This is a genomic window from Alkalibacillus haloalkaliphilus (genome assembly GCF_007991275.1).
Lineage (GTDB): Bacteria > Bacillota > Bacilli > Bacillales > Alkalibacillaceae > Alkalibacillus > Alkalibacillus haloalkaliphilus.
Genome location: NZ_BJYA01000001.1, coordinates 74,430 through 92,713, shown reverse-complemented (window position 1 = coordinate 92,713; position 18,284 = coordinate 74,430). Strand labels below are relative to the sequence as shown.

Below are 18,284 nucleotides of genomic sequence, written 5' to 3'. Positions count from 1 at the left end.
TCGTGTTAGAATGTGGTTAATTGTTCGAAATATAAACAATCATGGGGGGAGACAGATGGAAGCGCTATTATGGGTGAATTGGATTGCTTTTTTAGCAATTACAATCTACGCAGCGTTCTTGTTTGTTCAAGTTGTGCGAACTAGAATCGCTTACATTAAATTAGGACGTAAATCTGAATATGACCAAGACGTTAAGCAGCGTCTTAAAGATATTTGGGTATACGTATTTGGTCAAAAGAAGCTGTTGAAAGACATGAAATCCGGAATCATACACGTGATGATGTTCTACGGGTTTTTACTTGTGCAGTTCGGTGCGATTGATTACATATGGAAGGGGTTAAACCCAGAATCACATCTTCCATTTGGCATTTTCTATCCGGGCTTTGTGTTTTTCCAAGAGATTGTGACATTAACGATTTTAGTAGCGGTTGTATGGGCTTTTTACCGCCGTTATATCGAGAAGCTTGTTCGTCTTAAACGTGGTTTTAAGGCCGGATTAGTATTAATCTTTATCGGAACATTAATGGTAACAGTATTAGCGGGTAACGGTTTTGAACTTATTTGGCATGAACATAGCTTAACATGGTCTGAACCAGTTGCATCAGCAATTGCAGCTGCTTTCATGTGGATGAGTCCTACTGTAGCAGCCGTTATGTTTTATATTATGTGGTGGATCCACTTAGTCGCGTTACTAGCGTTCTTAGTTTACGTACCACAATCTAAGCACGCACACTTAATTGCAGGTCCTGCTAACGTTTACTTTAACCAGGACAAAAAGCACGGCAAACTTGAGCCAATCAACTTTGACATGGATGAAATGGAAGAGTCAGATGAAGAACCTTCGTTTGGTGTCGGTAAAGTTGAAGACTTAAGTGAACTACAGTTACTTGATTTATATGCTTGTGTTGAATGTGGACGTTGTACCGACGTCTGCCCGGCATCAGGTTCTGGTAAAATGCTATCACCTATGGATGTGCTAGTTAAGATTCGCGACCACTTAACTGAAAAAGGTGCTGCTGTAACAGGAAAGCAAGCTTGGGTACCTTCATACGCATTTGCGGGTACTGCTGGAAATCAAGCAGTAGATCCGGACAATTCATTAGCTGAACAAGTCATGAACCAACAGCTAATTGGTGATGTTGTAACAGAAGAAGAATTATGGGCTTGTACAACTTGCCGTAACTGTGAAGATGCATGTCCAGTTATGAACCAACACGTTGATACAATTATTGACCTTCGTCGTTACTTAGTTATGACTGAAGGTAAAATGGACCCAGAAGCTCAACGCGCGATGATGAACATTGAGCGCCAAGGTAATCCATGGGGTCTATCTAAGAAAGACCGTGAAAACTGGAGAGAGATGGACGAAACATTAAACATCCCTACAGTTAAAGAAATGAGCAAAGAAGGAGAAGAGTTCGAATATTTATTCTGGGTAAGCTCAATGGGTTCTTATGACAACCGAAGTCAGAAGATTGCCTTAGCCTTTGCACGCCTAATGAATAAAGCGGGTGTTAAGTTTGCAATTTTAGGTAATAAAGAGCGTAACTCAGGTGACACACCACGTCGTTTAGGTAATGAATTTTTATTCCAAGAGTTAGCAGAGAAAAACATTAAAGAATTCGAGAAGAATGGTGTGAAGAAGATCGTAACAATCGATCCGCACGCTTATAACATCTTTAAAAATGAATACCCTGACTTTGGTTTTGAAGGTGAAGTATATCACCATACAGAGTTGTTAGCAGAGTTAATTAATGAAGGGCGTCTTGAGCCACAAGAGGCTGTTAATGAGAAGATTACGTTCCACGATTCTTGTTATCTAGGACGTTACAATGAGGTTTATAACCCACCACGTGATATTTTACAATCGATTCCTGGCGTAGAATACGTTGAGATCGAACGTAACCGTGAAAACGGCATGTGCTGTGGTGCAGGTGGCGGTATGATGTGGATGGAAGAAACAACAGGTAACCGTGTCAATGTCGCACGTACTGAACAGGCATTAGAAGTATCGCCAAATACAATTTCTAGTGGTTGCCCATTCTGTTTAACGATGTTAACAGATGGAACGAAAGCTAAAGAAGTAGACGAAGAAGTTACGACTCAAGATGTTGCAGAAGTATTAGAACGTTCAATCTTTGGTGAGCCAGCTAAAGTAGAACAAACAGCATAATTTATTAGGATCCCTGTATGGTTTGATCCAAAACCATATAGGGATTTTTAGTATAAAATTGAATTATCAGAAATAGGTTAATATTGCTATTAGGCAAAATTAAAAAATATACTTGAATATTTAGAATACAATGTTAAAATTGTTTAATAACTAGCCGAAATGGGAATAGTTAAAAATTTAATATATTTTCGAAAATTATAGAAATAAGGTTGCATTTTACAGAAATGTTACTTAAAATTAAAGATGTTGAAATTTTTAAAAAATTGAATTGTCAAAATTCTTTCTTGTGACTACTATTTTTTAAAGATAATTTTCGGAATATACAAATAAAGAGAAAACCTATAGAGGTCAGCAAGAAAAATATAAGTGTAGGGTGATAGGGTTGAGCAAAACTTTATTAGAGATTAAGAACTTAACAACATCCTTCCGCATAGGGGAAGAGTATTACGCAGCAGTTGATGACGTTTCGTTAAACCTTCAAGAAAACGAAGTGTTAGCGATCGTAGGGGAATCGGGGTCAGGTAAGAGTGCAACAGCTTTCTCGCTTATGGGGTTACACAACAGAGCGAAAATCGAAGGTGAAATCTTATTTAAAGGGCGAGATATTGCTAACTTGCCAGCATCAAAAATGAATAAAATTCGTGGTAATGAAATCTCAATGATTTTCCAAGACCCATTAACAGCATTGAATCCATTAATGGAAATTGGAAAACAGATTGGTGAAGTTTTATTATTGCACAAAAAAGATATGTCAAAACAAGAACGTCGCGATTATTCGATTCAACTTCTTGAAAGAGTTGGTTTACCGCGACCAGAACGTGTAGTGGACCAGTTCCCACACGAATTATCTGGTGGTATGAGACAACGTGTAATTATTGCAATCGCAATAGCTAACAAGCCTGAATTGTTAATTGCAGACGAACCAACGACTGCATTAGACGTAACAATTCAAGCTCAAATATTAGACCTAATGAGAGAGTTGAAAGATGACTTGAACTCAGGAGTAATTCTAATCACTCACGATTTAGGTGTTGTTGCTGAAATGGCGGACCGAGTAGCCGTTATGTATGCTGGACAAATTGTCGAAATAGCCGATGTTGAATCACTATTTGTTAATCCTCAGCATCCATATACTCGCTCTTTACTAAGTTCAGTACCAGCGACAGACTTTGCGCAAGACCGATTACATGTTATTCAAGGAATCGTACCTTCATTGAAGAACTTACCTCGTGAAGGTTGCCGTTTTAAAGAGCGTATACCGTGGATTGAAGATACCGCTCATGAAGAAGATCCACAATTGCACGAAATAAGCGAAAACCATTATGTACGCTGTACATGTTACCAGCATTTCTACTTCCCAGAAGAGAGCAAGGAGGAGCAGGCTAATGGCGTTACTGAAAGTTGATGATTTAAAAATCCACTTTCCGATTCGTGGTGGAATTTTAAATAGAAAAATTGATGAAGTTAGAGCGGTAGACGGTGTTTCCTTTGAAGTTAAAGAAGGGCAAACTTACGGTTTAGTAGGGGAGTCAGGCTCAGGTAAAACGACTACTGGTAAGGCAATTATGGGCCTTAACAGTATAACAGATGGAGATATTTACTTTGAAGATGCTCATCTTAATGCAAAAAAAGGGAAAAAAGTAGACGTTAGAAAAGACGTCCAAATGATTTTCCAAGACCCATACTCCAGTCTAAACCCGAGAAAAAGAGTATTAGACATTGTAGCAGAACCATTTAGAAACTATGAAAAAATGTCTAAGTCTGAAGAAAAAGAAAAAGTGAAAGATTTATTAGAGCGTGTAGGGATTAGTAAGGATAGCCTATTTAAATACCCACACGAGTTTTCAGGCGGTCAGAGACAAAGAATTGGAGTAGCAAGAGCGATTGCCTTAAATCCTAAATTGATTATTGCAGACGAACCAGTTTCTGCATTAGACGTTTCGGTGCAAGCGCAAGTATTAAACTTTTTACAAGACATTCAAAAAGATCTGAACCTTACCCTACTATTCATTGCCCACGATTTAGGGGTAATTAAACATATGTGTGACCGAATTGGGATCATGTATCAAGGAAGGTTAGTAGAAGAGGGACAGAAAGAAGATATTTTTAATAATCCTCAACATATTTATACGAAAAGGTTAGTTGCGGCAATTCCAGATGTTGACCCTAGAAGACGCGAAGAGCACCAAAGGTTCCGTGCGCAAGTCAAAGAGGAATATCAGCAATCATTTTATGATTACTTTGATGAAAACGGCATGGCGCACGAATTGAGAAGTATATCAGACACACACAAAGTTGCGTTACCAGAAAGAGGTTGATTAGATTATGTGGAAATTTATAGTTAGAAGATTAATCATAACAATGCCGCAATTAATAGTTTTAAGTTTAGTAGTCTTTATACTTGCTTCTATGATGCCTGGTGATGCACTGACTGGTCAAATAGACCCAAACATCTCACCAGAAGCAATTGAACAACAACGTGAACGATTAGGTTTAAATAATCCTTGGTACATTCAATATGGTGATTGGGTCACTGGAGTCGCACAAGGTGATTTCGGACAATCGTACCGTTTTAAAATGCCGGTCACCGATTTAATGTGGGATCGTATGGTGAATACATTTTGGTTATCGTTGATCTCTGTATTCTTTATATACGCACTAGGTATTCCAATGGGGATTATTAGTGGACGCTGGAATGATAAGTTAATAGATCAACTTATAACTGGTTATACTTATTTAGGTTTTGCGACGCCACTCTTTATTTTCGCACTTGTAACATTATGGGTGTTCGGATTCCAATTTGGTTGGTTCCCAACAGGTGGTTCAGTTGCATCAGGCTTAGAGCCGGGTTCGCTTGAGTTTATATTAAGTAAGATTCACCACTTACTGTTACCAGGTCTTTCGATAGCATTGATTGGCTTAGTAGGTACAGTACAGTATTTAAGAAGTGAAATTGTCGATACGAAACAAAAGGACTTTATTATTACGGCGCGAGCAAAAGGTGCGCCAGAACAACGAGTATATAATAGACACATTTTCCGTAACTCGGTTTTACCGATAGCTGCTTTCTTTGGTTATGAAATTACAATGTTAATTACCGGATCAATTTTCGTAGAGCAAATATACAGTTACCCAGGAATGGGTGCACTGTTTATAGAGTCAATCTTACTAAGAGATTATGCTGTGGTAACAGCACTGGTGCTTTTATTCGGTTTAGCTGCCATACTCGGAGCTCTACTATCAGATATCATTCTAAGTATTGTAGATCCGCGTATTCGAATTAAGTAGAAAGGCTATCTTAGGGGGTGAAACGAGTGAGTAATAAACAGACAGAACAAGAACTAGAACAGACTGCAGAAGAAATGCAAATTGAAAAAAGTCCTTCGGGAATGAGCATATTTTGGAAAGAAATTTTAAAAGATAAACTAGCTTTTATTTCATTGTTGTTCTTAGTTTTAACATCATTTGGAGTGTTCGGTGTATCTTTAATCTTAGATCAGGAACAAATTGTAACAGTTGATATGTTTGCTTTACACCAACCACCATCAAGTGAATTTTGGTTAGGTACAGATTATGGTGGAAGAGACATTTTTGGACAGCTCATTATAGGTACTAGAAACTCGTTAGCCATAGGGTTCCTTGTAACCTTGATGTCTGGGTTTATAGGCATTGTCTTTGGTGTCGTTTCGGGATACTTTGGTGGTCATGTCGATAACGTTATGATGCGTATCGTAGACTTCTTTATGGTATTACCGAACATTATGATTATTATCGTATTCGTAACAATCGTTCCGAAATATAGTGTATGGTCATTCTCACTTGTTATGACCGCATTTTTGTGGATGGGAATAGCAAGATTGATCCGTTCAAGGGCATTACAAGAGAAAGAACTCGACTACGTTCAAGCTTCAAGAACGCTAGGTTCTTCTCATGCTAAAATAATATTTACACAAGTGTTGCCGAATATAACATCTTTAATTGTTGTTACGATGACATTGAATTTAGCAGCAAATATAGGAATCGAATCTGGTCTATCATTCCTAGGATTCGGTTTCCCAGAGAGTACACCAAGTTTAGGTACACTACTAAGTTACGCAACCAACCCTACAACTTTAGAACAGCGTTGGTGGATTTGGATGCCTGCAGCGGTTTTAATTTTAATCTTAATGTTATCGGTGCGTAACGTTGGGGAAGCACTAAAACGTGCTGCAGATGCTCGACAAAGAAGAGCATAATTAATCTCGGTACAATCGTTAGCCTCAAAAGATAGGGCTGCGATTAGTATAAATACAGCCCGTAAAAAGGCTGAAAATTTCAAAGGAAAAAAGGGGAGGTATTTCAATGAGCAAATCATTGATGGGCAAGTATTTATTTGTCCTAATGCTCGCTCTGTTCCTAGTTCTAGCTGCTTGTGGTGGCGATGATGAAGAAGGTGCTGAAGATCCAGATGAAGGATCAGAAGGTACTGAGGAAACAGAAGAGCAAGAAGAGGAAGAAGAAGCGGTTGATCCGGAAGATCAAGTTTATGATGTAGACGATTTTCCATTAGTAACTTCTAATGACGGTGAACCAATTGATGGCGGTCATCTGAACTTTGGTTTAGTGTCTGACACAGTGTTTGAAGGAACACTAAACTTTAACTTCTATTCAGGTAACCCTGACTTTCAAGTTTTACAGTTCTTTGATGAAGCATTATTAGGTATGGATCCAGACCATAACTATAATAACGAAGGCGCTGCAACTTTTGAAGCAGATGAAGAAGAAGGAACTATTACATTCACTATTCGTGATGACGTTAATTGGCACGATGGTGAGCCATTAACAGCAGAAGACTGGGTATATGCTTATGAAGTAATTGGACACCCTGAATATACTGGTGTTCGTTATGGTACAGTTGGATTCACTTTAATTGAAGGAATGCAAGAGTACCATGAAGGTGAAGCTGACTCTATTTCTGGTATTGAAATACATGACGACAAGTCATTCACGATTCAGTATGAGCGCTTAACACCTTCACTACTATCAGGTGGTATTTGGACATATGCTTTACCTAAGCATATTTTTGAAGATATCCCGGTAGCTGAAATGGAAGAAAGCGAATATGTACGTGAAAATCCTATCGGGATCGGACCTTTCAAGGTTGAGTCAATCGTTCCTGGTGAATCAGTAGAATACACTAAGAACGAAGACTACTGGGAAGGTGAACCAAACCTAGATGGAGTAACATTAAGAGTTATTAACCCTAACGTTGTTGCACAAGAACTAAGTACAGGTGGAGTTGACATCGTTAACTCATTCCCAGCTGATCAAATCGCTGAAAACTTAGACATGCAAAATGTTGAGTGGTTAGGTGACATTGAAGGTTCTTACACTTACATTGGCTTCAAACTAGGTGATTGGGATGCTGAAAATGGTGAAGTAAATTACCAAGGTGATGATATGAAGATGGGTGACGTTGAACTACGTCGCGCAATGTGGTATGCAGTTGATAATGATCGTATTGGTGAAAACTTCTATAATGGTTTACGTTGGAATGCGACAACTCTAATTACGCCATGGCATGAAGTTTACCATGATGAATCAATTGAAACACCAACTCATGACACAGAAGAAGCAAATCGAATTCTAGATGAAGCAGGTTATGAAGATGTGACTGGTGATGGTTACCGTGAAACTCCAGATGGTGAAGAGTTAGTTATTAACTTTGCATCTATGTCTGGTGGTGACTCAGCAGAGCCAATCGCACAATACTACATTCAAGCTTGGGATGAAGTTGGTCTAAATGTTGAACTAATTGATGGACGTCTACTTGAGTTTAACCAGTTCTACGACCGTGTAGGTCAAACTGGTGAAGATGATCCTGAAATTGACATTTACCAAGGTGCTTGGAGTGTTGGTTCAGATGTAGACCCTACCGGTTTATATGGTAGAACACAAATCTTCAACTTCCCTCGTTATGCGAGTGAAGAAAATGATCGCCTATTAGATGAAGGTGTATCTGAAGAAGCGTTTGATTTAGAATATCGTCAAGAGGTTTACAGTGAATGGCAAGAGCTAATGGTAGAGGAGATTCCTGTATTCCCTACTTTATATCGTGCAGCACTGTATCCTGCTAACGAACGTGTAACTAACTATGACATTTCTAGATATGGTATAGAATGGCATGAGATTGGTGTAACGGAAGAAGAACCAGTAGTAGAATAATAGTAATTAATAAAGCATAGAGGTTTTCCTCTATGCTTTATTTTTTTGGTTATATGTTTTAAAAGCGGGACTATTACTGAAAGAAAAATTTCAAAAATTCATATTTATTGAACGAACGCTCAGTCGAATATATGTTATAATTAATGATAGCGGTTACAAAGAAATGAAGGGAGAGTTACATAATGACAAAAACAGTAATTGTATCAGGTGCAAGAACGCCTTTTGGCAAGTTTGGAGGGGCACTAGCGCCTTTAACAGCTGCTCAACTAGGTGGTATTGCAATTAAAGAAACGTTACAAAGAGCAAGTGTTTCAGGTGAACAGATCGGTGAAGTAATTATGGGGACTGTCTTACAAGGTGGCCAAGGACAATTGCCTTCAAGACAGGCGATGCGACATGCAGATATTCCATGGGAGACAAAAACAGAAACGATTAATAAAGTGTGCGCTTCAGGCATGAGAAGTGTAGCTTTAGGTGACATGTTAATTCGACTAGGTGAAGAAGACGTGATTGTTGCTGGTGGAATGGAAAGCATGAGTAATGCACCATACTTTATGCCGAACGCTAGATGGGGCTTTAGAATGGGCGATCAAAAAGCAGTCGACATGATGGTCCATGACGGCTTAACTTGTTCATTTGAAAATGTTCATATGGGTACTTACGGAAATAGAACGGCTAATAATTTCGATTTAACACGTGAACAACAAGATGAATGGGCTGCACAAAGCCATGAACGTGCGCTTAATGCGATCAAAGATGGTAGATTCGACGACGAAATCACAACGGTAGAAGTACCACAACGTAAAAAAGATCCAATTAAAGTAGAGCAAGATGAAGCGCCTCGTGAAGGTACAACAGCTGAAGGACTAGGAAAGCTTCGTCCAGCATTTGATAAAGACGGTACTATAACAGCAGGTAACGCGCCAGGTGTTAATGACGGGGCTGCAGCGATGTTATTAATGTCAGAAGAAAAAGCTAAACAAAATAATCACGATGTTTTAGCGACAATTGTTGCTCATGAGGAAGTGGCAGTTGAAGCTGAACGTTTTCCAGAAACACCAGGAATCGTTATTAATAAATTGCTAGAAAAGACAGGTCACAATATAGATGACATCGATCTGTTTGAAGTGAATGAAGCTTTCGCAGCTGTATCACTAGCTAGTAGTGATATTGCAGGTTTAGACCCAGAAAAAGTTAATGTAAACGGTGGCGCAGTCGCTTTAGGTCACCCAATTGGTGCAAGTGGTGCTCGTATTATTTTAACACTAGCTTATGAATTGAAACGTCGTGGTGGCGGTTTAGGTATTGCGTCGATCTGCTCAGGCGGCGGCCAAGGGGATGCTATATTAATAGAAGTTCCAAAACAATAACTTTTTAGATTTATAGAGGAGGAACGAACTATGTCAGTAAATAAAGTGATGGTCATCGGTGCTGGGCAAATGGGCTCAGGAATCGCTCAAGTTTTTGCACAGGCTGGTTTTGAAGTGAAGTTAAACGATATTGCAGATGAGTCACTCAATAAAGGCTATGCAAGAATTGAAAAACTACTTTCTCGTAATGTTGAAAAAGAAAGAATGATAGAACAAGAGAAGGAAAATGCGCTAAAGCAGATTAGTACGACAACCAAACTAGAGGACGCTAATGACTGTGATCTAGTCATTGAAGCAGTCGTTGAAAATATGGATGTTAAAACAAAAGTGTTTAAACAGCTAGATGACATTACACCAAAACATGCGATTTTAGCAACGAACACTTCATCTCTACCAATAACAGATATTGCTGCTGTTACAGAGAGACCAAGCCAAGTCATTGGGATGCACTTCATGAACCCAGTACCAGTTATGAAGCTTGTTGAAATCATTCGTGCGATTCAAACATCAGATGAAACGTACCAGTTAATTGAGGAAACGACGAAGAAATTAAACAAAAACCCAGTAGAAGTTAACGATTATCCTGGTTTCGTTTCAAACCGTGTATTAATGCCGATGATCAATGAAGCAATTTACACAGTTTACGAAGGTGTAGCTGAACCAGAAGCTATAGATGAAGTGATGAAGTTAGGTATGAACCATCCAATGGGACCACTTCAGCTAGCAGACTTTATCGGTTTAGACACATGCTTATACATTATGGAAATTTTACATGAAGGATTCGGTGATAGTAAGTACCGTCCATGCCCACTGCTACGTAAATACGTAAGCGCTGGCTGGTTAGGTAAGAAGTCCGGTCGTGGCTTTTACGTCTATGAATAATTCATATGAGAATGTCATTGGAGGAGAACATTCATGAACTTACAATTTACAGAAGAACAAGAGATGATGCGCAAAATGGTGCGTGATTTTGCCCAGAACGAAGTCGCACCAGAAGTCGAGCGTATGGAGAAAGAAGACCGTTTCCCGCAAGAAATTATTCAAAAGATGAGTGAACTCGGGTTGCTCGGCATTCCAGTTGATGAAGAGCTTGGCGGCGCTGGTATGGACTACACTTCATACATCATTGCCATTCATGAGCTATCGAAGGTAAGTGCAACGTTAGGCGTCATTTTATCGGTTCATACATCTGTTGGAACTTTCCCAATCTTGAAGTTTGGTACAGAAGAACAAGTGAACCATTACGTACCAAAGCTTGCATCAGGTGAGTATTTAGGCGCTTTTGCTATAACAGAGCCAAGTGCTGGAAGTGATGCAGGTAACTTAAAGACAAAAGCTGTTAAAGACGGTGACCACTACATTATTAATGGTTCAAAAGTGTTCATTACAAATGGTGGTTACGCTGATACGTATATCGTTTTCGCTAACACAAATCCGGAACTTGGAAGTAAAGGCGTTTCAGCTTTCATCGTAGAAAAAGACACGCCAGGATTTGAAGTTGGTATTGCAGAGAAGAAGATGGGACTACACGGTTCAAGCACGGTAACCTTAACGTTTGATCAATGTAAAGTGCCAGCATCACAACTTTTAGGAGAAGAAGGCGAAGGGTTAAAAATCGCTTTAGCTAACTTAAATATTGGACGCATTGGTATTGCAGCTCAAGCGCTAGGAATTGCTGAAGCAGCTTTTGATGCAGCAACTGATTATGCAAAAGAGCGTGAACAGTTCGGACGTCCAATCGCAAAGCACCAAGGTGTTTCTTTTAAGCTAGCAGACATGGCAACAGCAGTCGAATCTTCAAAACTATTAGTCTATAACGCAGCATCACTGTACCAAGCAGGAATGGACAGCTCTATCCAAGCATCAATGGCGAAAAAGTTCGCTTCTAAAACAGCAGTCGATACGTCAATAGAAGCTGTTCAAGTGTTTGGTGGCTATGGTTATACTGAAGATTATCCAGTTGAACGCTTTTTCCGTGATGCAAAAATTACTCAAATTTACGAAGGTACAACTGAAGTGCAAAACGTTGTCATTAGTAGACAACTGTTGAAATAGAAAAGGGAGGCAAACATTATGAATTTCCAACTAACAGAAGAACAACAAATGTTACGCAAAATGGTTCGTGATTTTGCGGTTAATGAAGTAGAACCAACAGCGGCAGAGCGTGATGAAGAGGAGCGCTTTGACCGTGAAATTTTCGATAAAATGGCAGAACTAGGCTTAACAGGAATCCCTTGGCCAGAAGAATACGGCGGAATCGGATCAGACTTTGTGAGCTACGTAATTGCTGTTGAAGAACTTTCACGCGTATGTGCATCAACGGGTGTAACACTTTCAGCTCACATTTCATTAGCAAGCTGGCCAATTTACATGTACGGAAATGAAGAGCAAAAGCAAAACTTCCTACAACGTCTAGCAACAGGTGAAGCGCTCGGTGCTTATGCTTTATCAGAACCAGGCGCAGGAAGTGACGTATCATCAATGAAAACAACAGCGAAGTTAGAAGGCGATGAGTACGTCCTAAACGGATCAAAAGTATGGATCACAAACGGTGAAGTCGGTGACATTTACGTCGTTTTCGCAAAAACAGACATGGATGCTAAACATAAAGGAATCTCTGCTTTCATCGTAGAAAAAGGAACAGAAGGATTCACTTTCGGTAAAAAGGAAGAAAAGCTAGGAATCCGTTCATCTCCAACAACAGAATTAATCTTTGAAAACTGCCGTATCCCTAAAGAAAATATGTTAGGTGAAGAAGGCGAAGGGTTTAAGATCGCGATGACGACATTAGATGGTGGTCGTAACGGAATCGCAGCTCAAGCTGTTGGAATCGCACAAGGTGCACTAGACAAATCAACGGAATACGCGAAAGAACGTGAACAATTCGGCAAGCCAATCGCGAAAAACCAAGGGATCTCTTTCAAACTAGCAGACATGGCAACAGAGATCGAAGCTTCAAGACTATTAACTTACCAAGCGGCGTACAACGAGTCAGAGGGGATCCCTTACCAGAAAGAATCAGCAATGGCTAAACTTTTCGCAGGTGACACAGCGATGAAAGTGACAGTCGAAGCAGTACAAGTGTACGGTGGCTATGGCTATACGAAAGACTACCCAGTCGAACGCTACATGCGTGATGCCAAAATCACACAAATTTACGAAGGCACACAAGAAATCCAACGCCTAGTCGTCGGCCGCATGGTGACAAAGTAAGTTTTATTGAAAATAAAAGTCTGAATGGGTTTGGCCATTCAGGCGCCGAGCCAATAATTACCGAATAGCAGCTCATAATTACCGAATAGTAACCAATTATTGCCGAACAAAACGAATAAATGTCGGACACGAAACATCATAACCATAATAACCATCAAACCAACCAATCAAAGAAAGGACTGAACGCCAATGGATCAACTCGCTGAAAGAATCGACAACCAAGATCAACGAGCATTAGCCCGCGCGATTACTATGATTGAAAATGATCATCCGAATAAATTATCGCTATTAAGTGACCTTAATCAGCGTAAAAAAGGAGCGCACTACATTGGCATTACTGGCTCGCCAGGTGCTGGTAAAAGCTCACTCGTTGATCACTTCATCACGCTTTTACGCGAACAAGACAAAAAAGTTGCCGTCATTGCAGTTGATCCGACGAGTCCTTTTAGTGGTGGTGCTTTACTAGGTGACCGAGTTCGCATGCATAAACATTTTACCGATGAAAATGTCTTCATTCGCAGTATGGCAACGCGCGGTAGTTTAGGTGGATTAGCACGGGCGACAAAAGATGCGATTAGAGTTTGTGATGCGTATGGCTTTGACTATATTATCGTCGAAACAGTCGGTGTTGGTCAGTCGGAACTCGACATTATGAAAGTGGCAGACACTACAGCTGTCATTCTTACGCCAAACTCCGGTGATATTTTGCAAGTTTTCAAAGCTGGCATTATGGAAATTGCGGACCTTTTCATTTTAAACAAAGCTGACTTATCAGGTGTTCGCAAGTTGAAAAATCAACTAAAAGATTTAATCCATATTGCAGGTCATAACGGCTACGAACCACAAATCGTCGAAACAACATCTGCTGCTAAACCGACTGGCTTTGAAGAATTACATGAGGCATTCAAGCACCATTGGCAATACCTTCAGCAGTCTGAAGCAGGTGTGCAAAAAAGAAAAGAACAACTACGGCATGAAGTCTATGAACTGATGCAAGAAGCTTTATATAGAGATCTATACAAAACAATTGAAAACACCCCTCATATGAAAGAGAAGTTAGATCAAGTAGAAGACCCTTATCACTTAGCTGAAACATGGCTTAATGAGTGGAAAGGGTTGAGTAAGGGGGAGTCAGATGGTAAAAGAAATTAGTTCATCAATTAAAGATGAATCACTTATAGTCAAACGACGCGCCCAACTACATAAGGGTGCTGTAACCCTCTTCAAACAGAAAGGTTTCCACCGTGCAACGACTCGCGAAATTGCTAAAGCAGCTGGATTTAGTATCGGCACGCTTTATGAGTACATTCGGAAAAAGGAAGACGTTCTCTTCCTCGTTTGTGATGCGATTTACGATGAAGTAAAAGCACGCATGGAAGCGGTCATTGACACAGACACAACATCTGAAAGTTCGTTATTTCAAGCGGTTGAATCTTACTTTCAACTGATGGATGAATTACAAGATGAAGTGCTGATTCTTTATCAAGAATTAAAAGCACTTCCGAAAGACGCGCAAGAATACGTGTTAAATAAAGAGAAAGAAATGCTTAGGCTGTTTGAAATCATCCTTGAAAACAGCTACAAAGACATTTTAACCCAAGATGAGATTACGTTAATCTCTAACAATATTTTTATTCAAGGGCAAATGTGGGGCTTTCGCCGTTGGGTGTTGCAAAAAGAATTTTCACTAGAACAATATACACAACACCAATTTAATCTATTAAAAAATCAGCTGGCGCACCTCACACAACTAAAACAACAAGGAGGCGTGTAATGATGCAACAGCAAGTAGCTTATGAAGTGAAACACCCTGTTAGATTCGTAACAGCATCAAGTTTATTTGACGGACACGATGCTTCAATCAACATTATGAGACGAATCCTTCAAGCAAGTGGTGCTGAAGTGATCCACTTAGGGCACAATCGCTCTGTAGAAGCCGTTGTTAATGCTGCGATTCAAGAAGATGCACAAGGTATTGCCATCTCTTCTTATCAAGGTGGACACGTAGAATATTTTAAATACATGGTTGATTTATTAAACGAAAAAGGTGCCGGTCACATCCGCGTATATGGTGGTGGCGGCGGTGTTATTTTACCGCGTGAAATTAAAGAGCTGCACGATTACGGTGTCGCGCGAATTTTCTCACCTGAAGACGGTCGCGAAACAGGCCTTCAAGGCATGATCAATTCAATGTTAGATGAATGTGACCACCCAACGCCAATCGAATTAGAAGCGGATGCTAAAGCGGCAAAAGAAGGCGACAACCAAGCAGTCGCTCGACTAATCACACACGTTGAAAATGGTTCTGTATCTAGTGAAAAGCTAGACGAACTGTTAAAAATCGACGGTTCTTCAGTGCCTGTTTTAGGCATTACAGGTACAGGTGGTGCAGGTAAAAGTTCATTAACAGATGAACTGATTCGCCGTTTCGTTAATGAAGTTTCTGATAAAAAAGTCGCCATCATTTCTGTGGACCCAACGAAAAAGAAAACCGGTGGTGCCTTATTAGGTGACCGTATTCGGATGAATGCGATTTTTAACCCACGCGTTTACATGCGTTCACTTGCGACACGTGATTCAAAAAGTGAACTATCTAAAGCAATTATCGATGCGATTAACGTGGTAAAAGCCGCTAATTTTGACTTTGTCATCGTTGAGACGAGCGGGATCGGTCAAGGTGATGCTGAAATTACTGAGATTACAGACTTATCAATGTATGTAATGACAGCTGAATTCGGTGCGCCATCACAGTTGGAAAAAATCGACATGATCGATTTTGCTGATTTTGTTGTGATTAATAAGTTCGAACAAAAAGGGTCCGAAGATGCGTTACGTCAAGTACGTAAACAATATGAGCGTAGCCATATGCTTTTCCATGAAAATCATGAAACTTTCCCAGTGTTCGGAACAATCGCAAGTCAGTTTAACGACGCTGGTACGAACACCCTTTTTGCATCACTACTTGAAACGTTAAATGACCGCTACAACTGGGACGTTGAAGTGCCGTTTGAAACGAACATTAAAATAGCTGAAAAGCAAAACTTAATTATCCCGCCTGAGCGCCGCCAATACTTACGTGATATCGTCCAGGCTGTTCAAGGCTATAAAGACAAAGCGAAAAGGCAAAGTGAAATTGCAAGCAAACTTTATAAGCTAGAAGGTACAAAAGAGTTAGCAGAAGAAGAGATTGAAGCGATTCATAACTTAATCGAAAAATATGAAAAGCAATTAGAAGAAGAAAGTGTTCAAAAGCTTGAAAAGTATGATGAGCTGCAAGAGAGCTACACGAAAGACGAAATGTCCTATGAAGTTCGCGGAAAAGAATTTAAAGTTGACCTCAACACGGAAAGCTTATCTGGTCTAAAAATTCCTAAAGTCGCACTTCCGAAGTATAAAGACTGGGGCGATCGTCTAAAGTTCATGCTTTTAGAAAATGTACCAGGATACTTCCCTTATACAGCAGGTGTTTTCCCGTTCAAGCGACGCGGTGAAGACCCAACTCGTCAGTTCGCAGGTGAAGGGACGCCAGAACGTACTAACCGTCGTTTCCACTATTTATCGAAAGACGAAGATGCGAAACGTTTAAGTACCGCTTTTGACTCCGTAACACTTTACGGTGAAGACCCAGATGAGCGACCAGACATTTACGGTAAAGTCGGCGAATCAGGTGTAAGTATTTGTACCGTTGAAGATATGAAGAAGTTATATAATGGATTTGATCTATGCCATCCAATGACTTCTGTATCAATGACAATTAACGGCCCTGCACCGATTATTTTAGCGATGTATTTCAACGCGGCGATTGATCAGCAACTGAACAAGTTCCAAGAAGAAAATGGTCGCGAACCGAATGCTGAAGAGCGTGAACAAATTAAGACAGAAACAATCTCTGTCGTTCGCGGTACAGTGCAAGCCGATATTTTAAAAGAAGACCAAGGTCAAAACACGTGTATTTTCTCAACAGAGTTCGCCCTACGTATGATGGGTGACATTCAAGAGTACTTTATTGAAAATGAAGTGCGTAACTATTACTCTGTATCGATCTCGGGTTATCACATTGCAGAAGCAGGTGCGAACCCAATCAGTCAGTTAGCCTTTACACTAGCTAACGGCTTTACGTACGTTGAATACTACTTAAGTCGTGGGATGGACATTAATAAATTTGCACCTAACTTATCATTTTTCTTCTCAAACGGCTTAGACCCTGAGTACACGGTAATCGGCCGCGTCGCTCGTCGTATTTGGTCAATCGTGATGCGTGATAAGTATGGCGCTAATGAGCGTAGCCAGAAGTTGAAGTACCATATCCAAACTTCAGGTCGCTCACTACACGCACAAGAAGTCGACTTTAATGACATCCGTACGACGTTGCAAGCATTAATCGCAATCCAAGATAATACGAATTCACTTCATACTAATGCTTATGACGAAGCGATCACGACACCGACAGAAGAGTCAGTCCGTCGTGCCATGGCAATTCAAATGATTATTAGTAAAGAGTTCGGCTTAACGAAAACAGAGAACTCACTTCAAGGTTCTTATATTTTAGAAGAACTAACAGACTTAGTAGAAGAAGCAGTACTACAAGAGTTTGAGCGTATTAATGATCGCGGTGGCGTACTAGGTGCAATGGAACGTCAATACCAACGTGGTAAAATCCAAGAAGAGTCACTATACTATGAAGGCAAGAAACATACTGGTGAACTACCGATCGTTGGTGTTAACACGTACCAAAATCCAAACCCACCATCAGAAGACGAAATTAACTCAATGGAAGTCGCACGTGCAACACAAGACGAAAAACAACAACAAATCGCAAACTTACGTGCCTTCCAGGATCGTAATGCTGATGAAGCAGAGCAAGCCCTAAATCGACTAAAACAAGTCGCAGCATCAGAAGGTAACGTCTTTGCTGAGCTAATGGAGACAGTCAAAGTCGCCAGCCTTGGCCAAATCACAAACGCACTATACGAAGTCGGCGGACAATACCGTCGTAATATGTAAAGAATGAAACTCGCCGAACCCGTTCGGCGAGTTTTTCATTTCTGTTCGAAACGAGCGAGCGCTGATAAATGTGTGCTGAGCGCTGATAAAATCTTGTGAATGCTGATAAATTCACGTGAACGCTGATAAACTGTAAGCGGACCATTCTTTGCGAGCGCCAAAAAATCGGCTTGAGCGCCAGAAAAACTTCATGAACGCCAAAATCCATCACTCGAGCGCCAGAAAATTTTCATGAGCGCCAAAAAGCAGCCCCCGAGCGCCAAAAAAACTTCGCGAACGCCAGAAACCAGCTCTCAACCGCCAGAAAAACTTCGCTAGCG

The 18,284-nt window shown here is 40.3% G+C and carries 13 protein-coding genes; all 13 read left to right on the top strand.

The genetic code is table 11. The features are described 5' to 3' along the window. The first annotated feature begins 55 nt into the window (after positions 1 to 55). On the top strand, positions 56 to 2,173 hold the full coding sequence (locus AHA02nite_RS00430; RefSeq protein ID WP_146813294.1) for a (Fe-S)-binding protein: 2,118 nt from the start codon (positions 56 to 58) through the stop codon (positions 2,171 to 2,173). Between the two features lie 382 nt (positions 2,174 to 2,555). Further along, positions 2,556 to 3,578: an ABC transporter ATP-binding protein gene (locus AHA02nite_RS00425; protein ID WP_146813292.1), complete on the top strand. Its 1,023-nt coding sequence runs from the start codon at positions 2,556 to 2,558 to the stop codon at positions 3,576 to 3,578. Further along, the gene (locus tag AHA02nite_RS00420; RefSeq protein WP_146813290.1) at positions 3,559 to 4,491 is read left to right on the top strand and encodes an ABC transporter ATP-binding protein; all 933 of its coding nucleotides are present in this window, start codon (positions 3,559 to 3,561) and stop codon (positions 4,489 to 4,491) included. Before AHA02nite_RS00425 ends, AHA02nite_RS00420 begins: the two co-directional genes overlap by 20 nt. Before the next feature lie 7 nt (positions 4,492 to 4,498). After that, on the top strand, positions 4,499 to 5,461 hold the full coding sequence (opp4B, locus tag AHA02nite_RS00415) for an oligopeptide ABC transporter permease (protein ID WP_146813288.1): 963 nt from the start codon (positions 4,499 to 4,501) through the stop codon (positions 5,459 to 5,461). Positions 5,462 to 5,535: 74 nt separating this feature from the next. Then, positions 5,536 to 6,408 carry an ABC transporter permease gene (locus AHA02nite_RS00410; protein WP_146814083.1) on the top strand — a complete coding sequence of 291 codons (873 nt, stop codon included), beginning with the start codon at positions 5,536 to 5,538 and terminating at the stop codon, positions 6,406 to 6,408. A 106-nt stretch (positions 6,409 to 6,514) separates the two neighbouring features. Beyond that, the gene (gene opp4A, locus AHA02nite_RS00405; protein WP_146813286.1) at positions 6,515 to 8,377 is read left to right on the top strand and encodes an oligopeptide ABC transporter substrate-binding protein; all 1,863 of its coding nucleotides are present in this window, start codon (positions 6,515 to 6,517) and stop codon (positions 8,375 to 8,377) included. 182 nt (positions 8,378 to 8,559) lie between these two features. Further along, entirely contained in the window at positions 8,560 to 9,747 is a 1,188-nt protein-coding gene (locus tag AHA02nite_RS00400; RefSeq protein WP_146813284.1) for an acetyl-CoA C-acetyltransferase, read from the top strand. A 30-nt stretch (positions 9,748 to 9,777) separates the two neighbouring features. After that, positions 9,778 to 10,629, top strand: coding sequence for a 3-hydroxybutyryl-CoA dehydrogenase (locus AHA02nite_RS00395; RefSeq protein ID WP_146813283.1), 852 nt, complete (start codon positions 9,778 to 9,780; stop codon positions 10,627 to 10,629). Positions 10,630 to 10,662: 33 nt separating this feature from the next. Then, complete coding sequence (locus AHA02nite_RS00390) at positions 10,663 to 11,802, top strand: acyl-CoA dehydrogenase (protein ID WP_146813281.1); 1,140 nt, start codon at positions 10,663 to 10,665, stop codon at positions 11,800 to 11,802. Positions 11,803 to 11,820: 18 nt separating this feature from the next. Then, on the top strand, positions 11,821 to 12,960 hold the full coding sequence (locus tag AHA02nite_RS00385; protein WP_146813279.1) for an acyl-CoA dehydrogenase: 1,140 nt from the start codon (positions 11,821 to 11,823) through the stop codon (positions 12,958 to 12,960). Positions 12,961 to 13,149: 189 nt separating this feature from the next. Then, positions 13,150 to 14,112 carry a methylmalonyl Co-A mutase-associated GTPase MeaB gene (gene meaB, locus AHA02nite_RS00380; protein ID WP_146813277.1) on the top strand — a complete coding sequence of 321 codons (963 nt, stop codon included), beginning with the start codon at positions 13,150 to 13,152 and terminating at the stop codon, positions 14,110 to 14,112. After that, a complete protein-coding gene (locus tag AHA02nite_RS00375) occupies positions 14,096 to 14,734 on the top strand; it encodes a TetR/AcrR family transcriptional regulator (protein ID WP_146813275.1) in 639 nt (212 codons plus the stop codon). The genes meaB and AHA02nite_RS00375 overlap by 17 nt, the downstream gene beginning before the upstream one ends. Beyond that, a complete protein-coding gene (icmF, locus tag AHA02nite_RS00370) occupies positions 14,734 to 17,964 on the top strand; it encodes a fused isobutyryl-CoA mutase/GTPase IcmF (RefSeq protein WP_407642708.1) in 3,231 nt (1,076 codons plus the stop codon). Before AHA02nite_RS00375 ends, icmF begins: the two co-directional genes overlap by 1 nt. Positions 17,965 to 18,284: the final 320 nt, after the last annotated feature.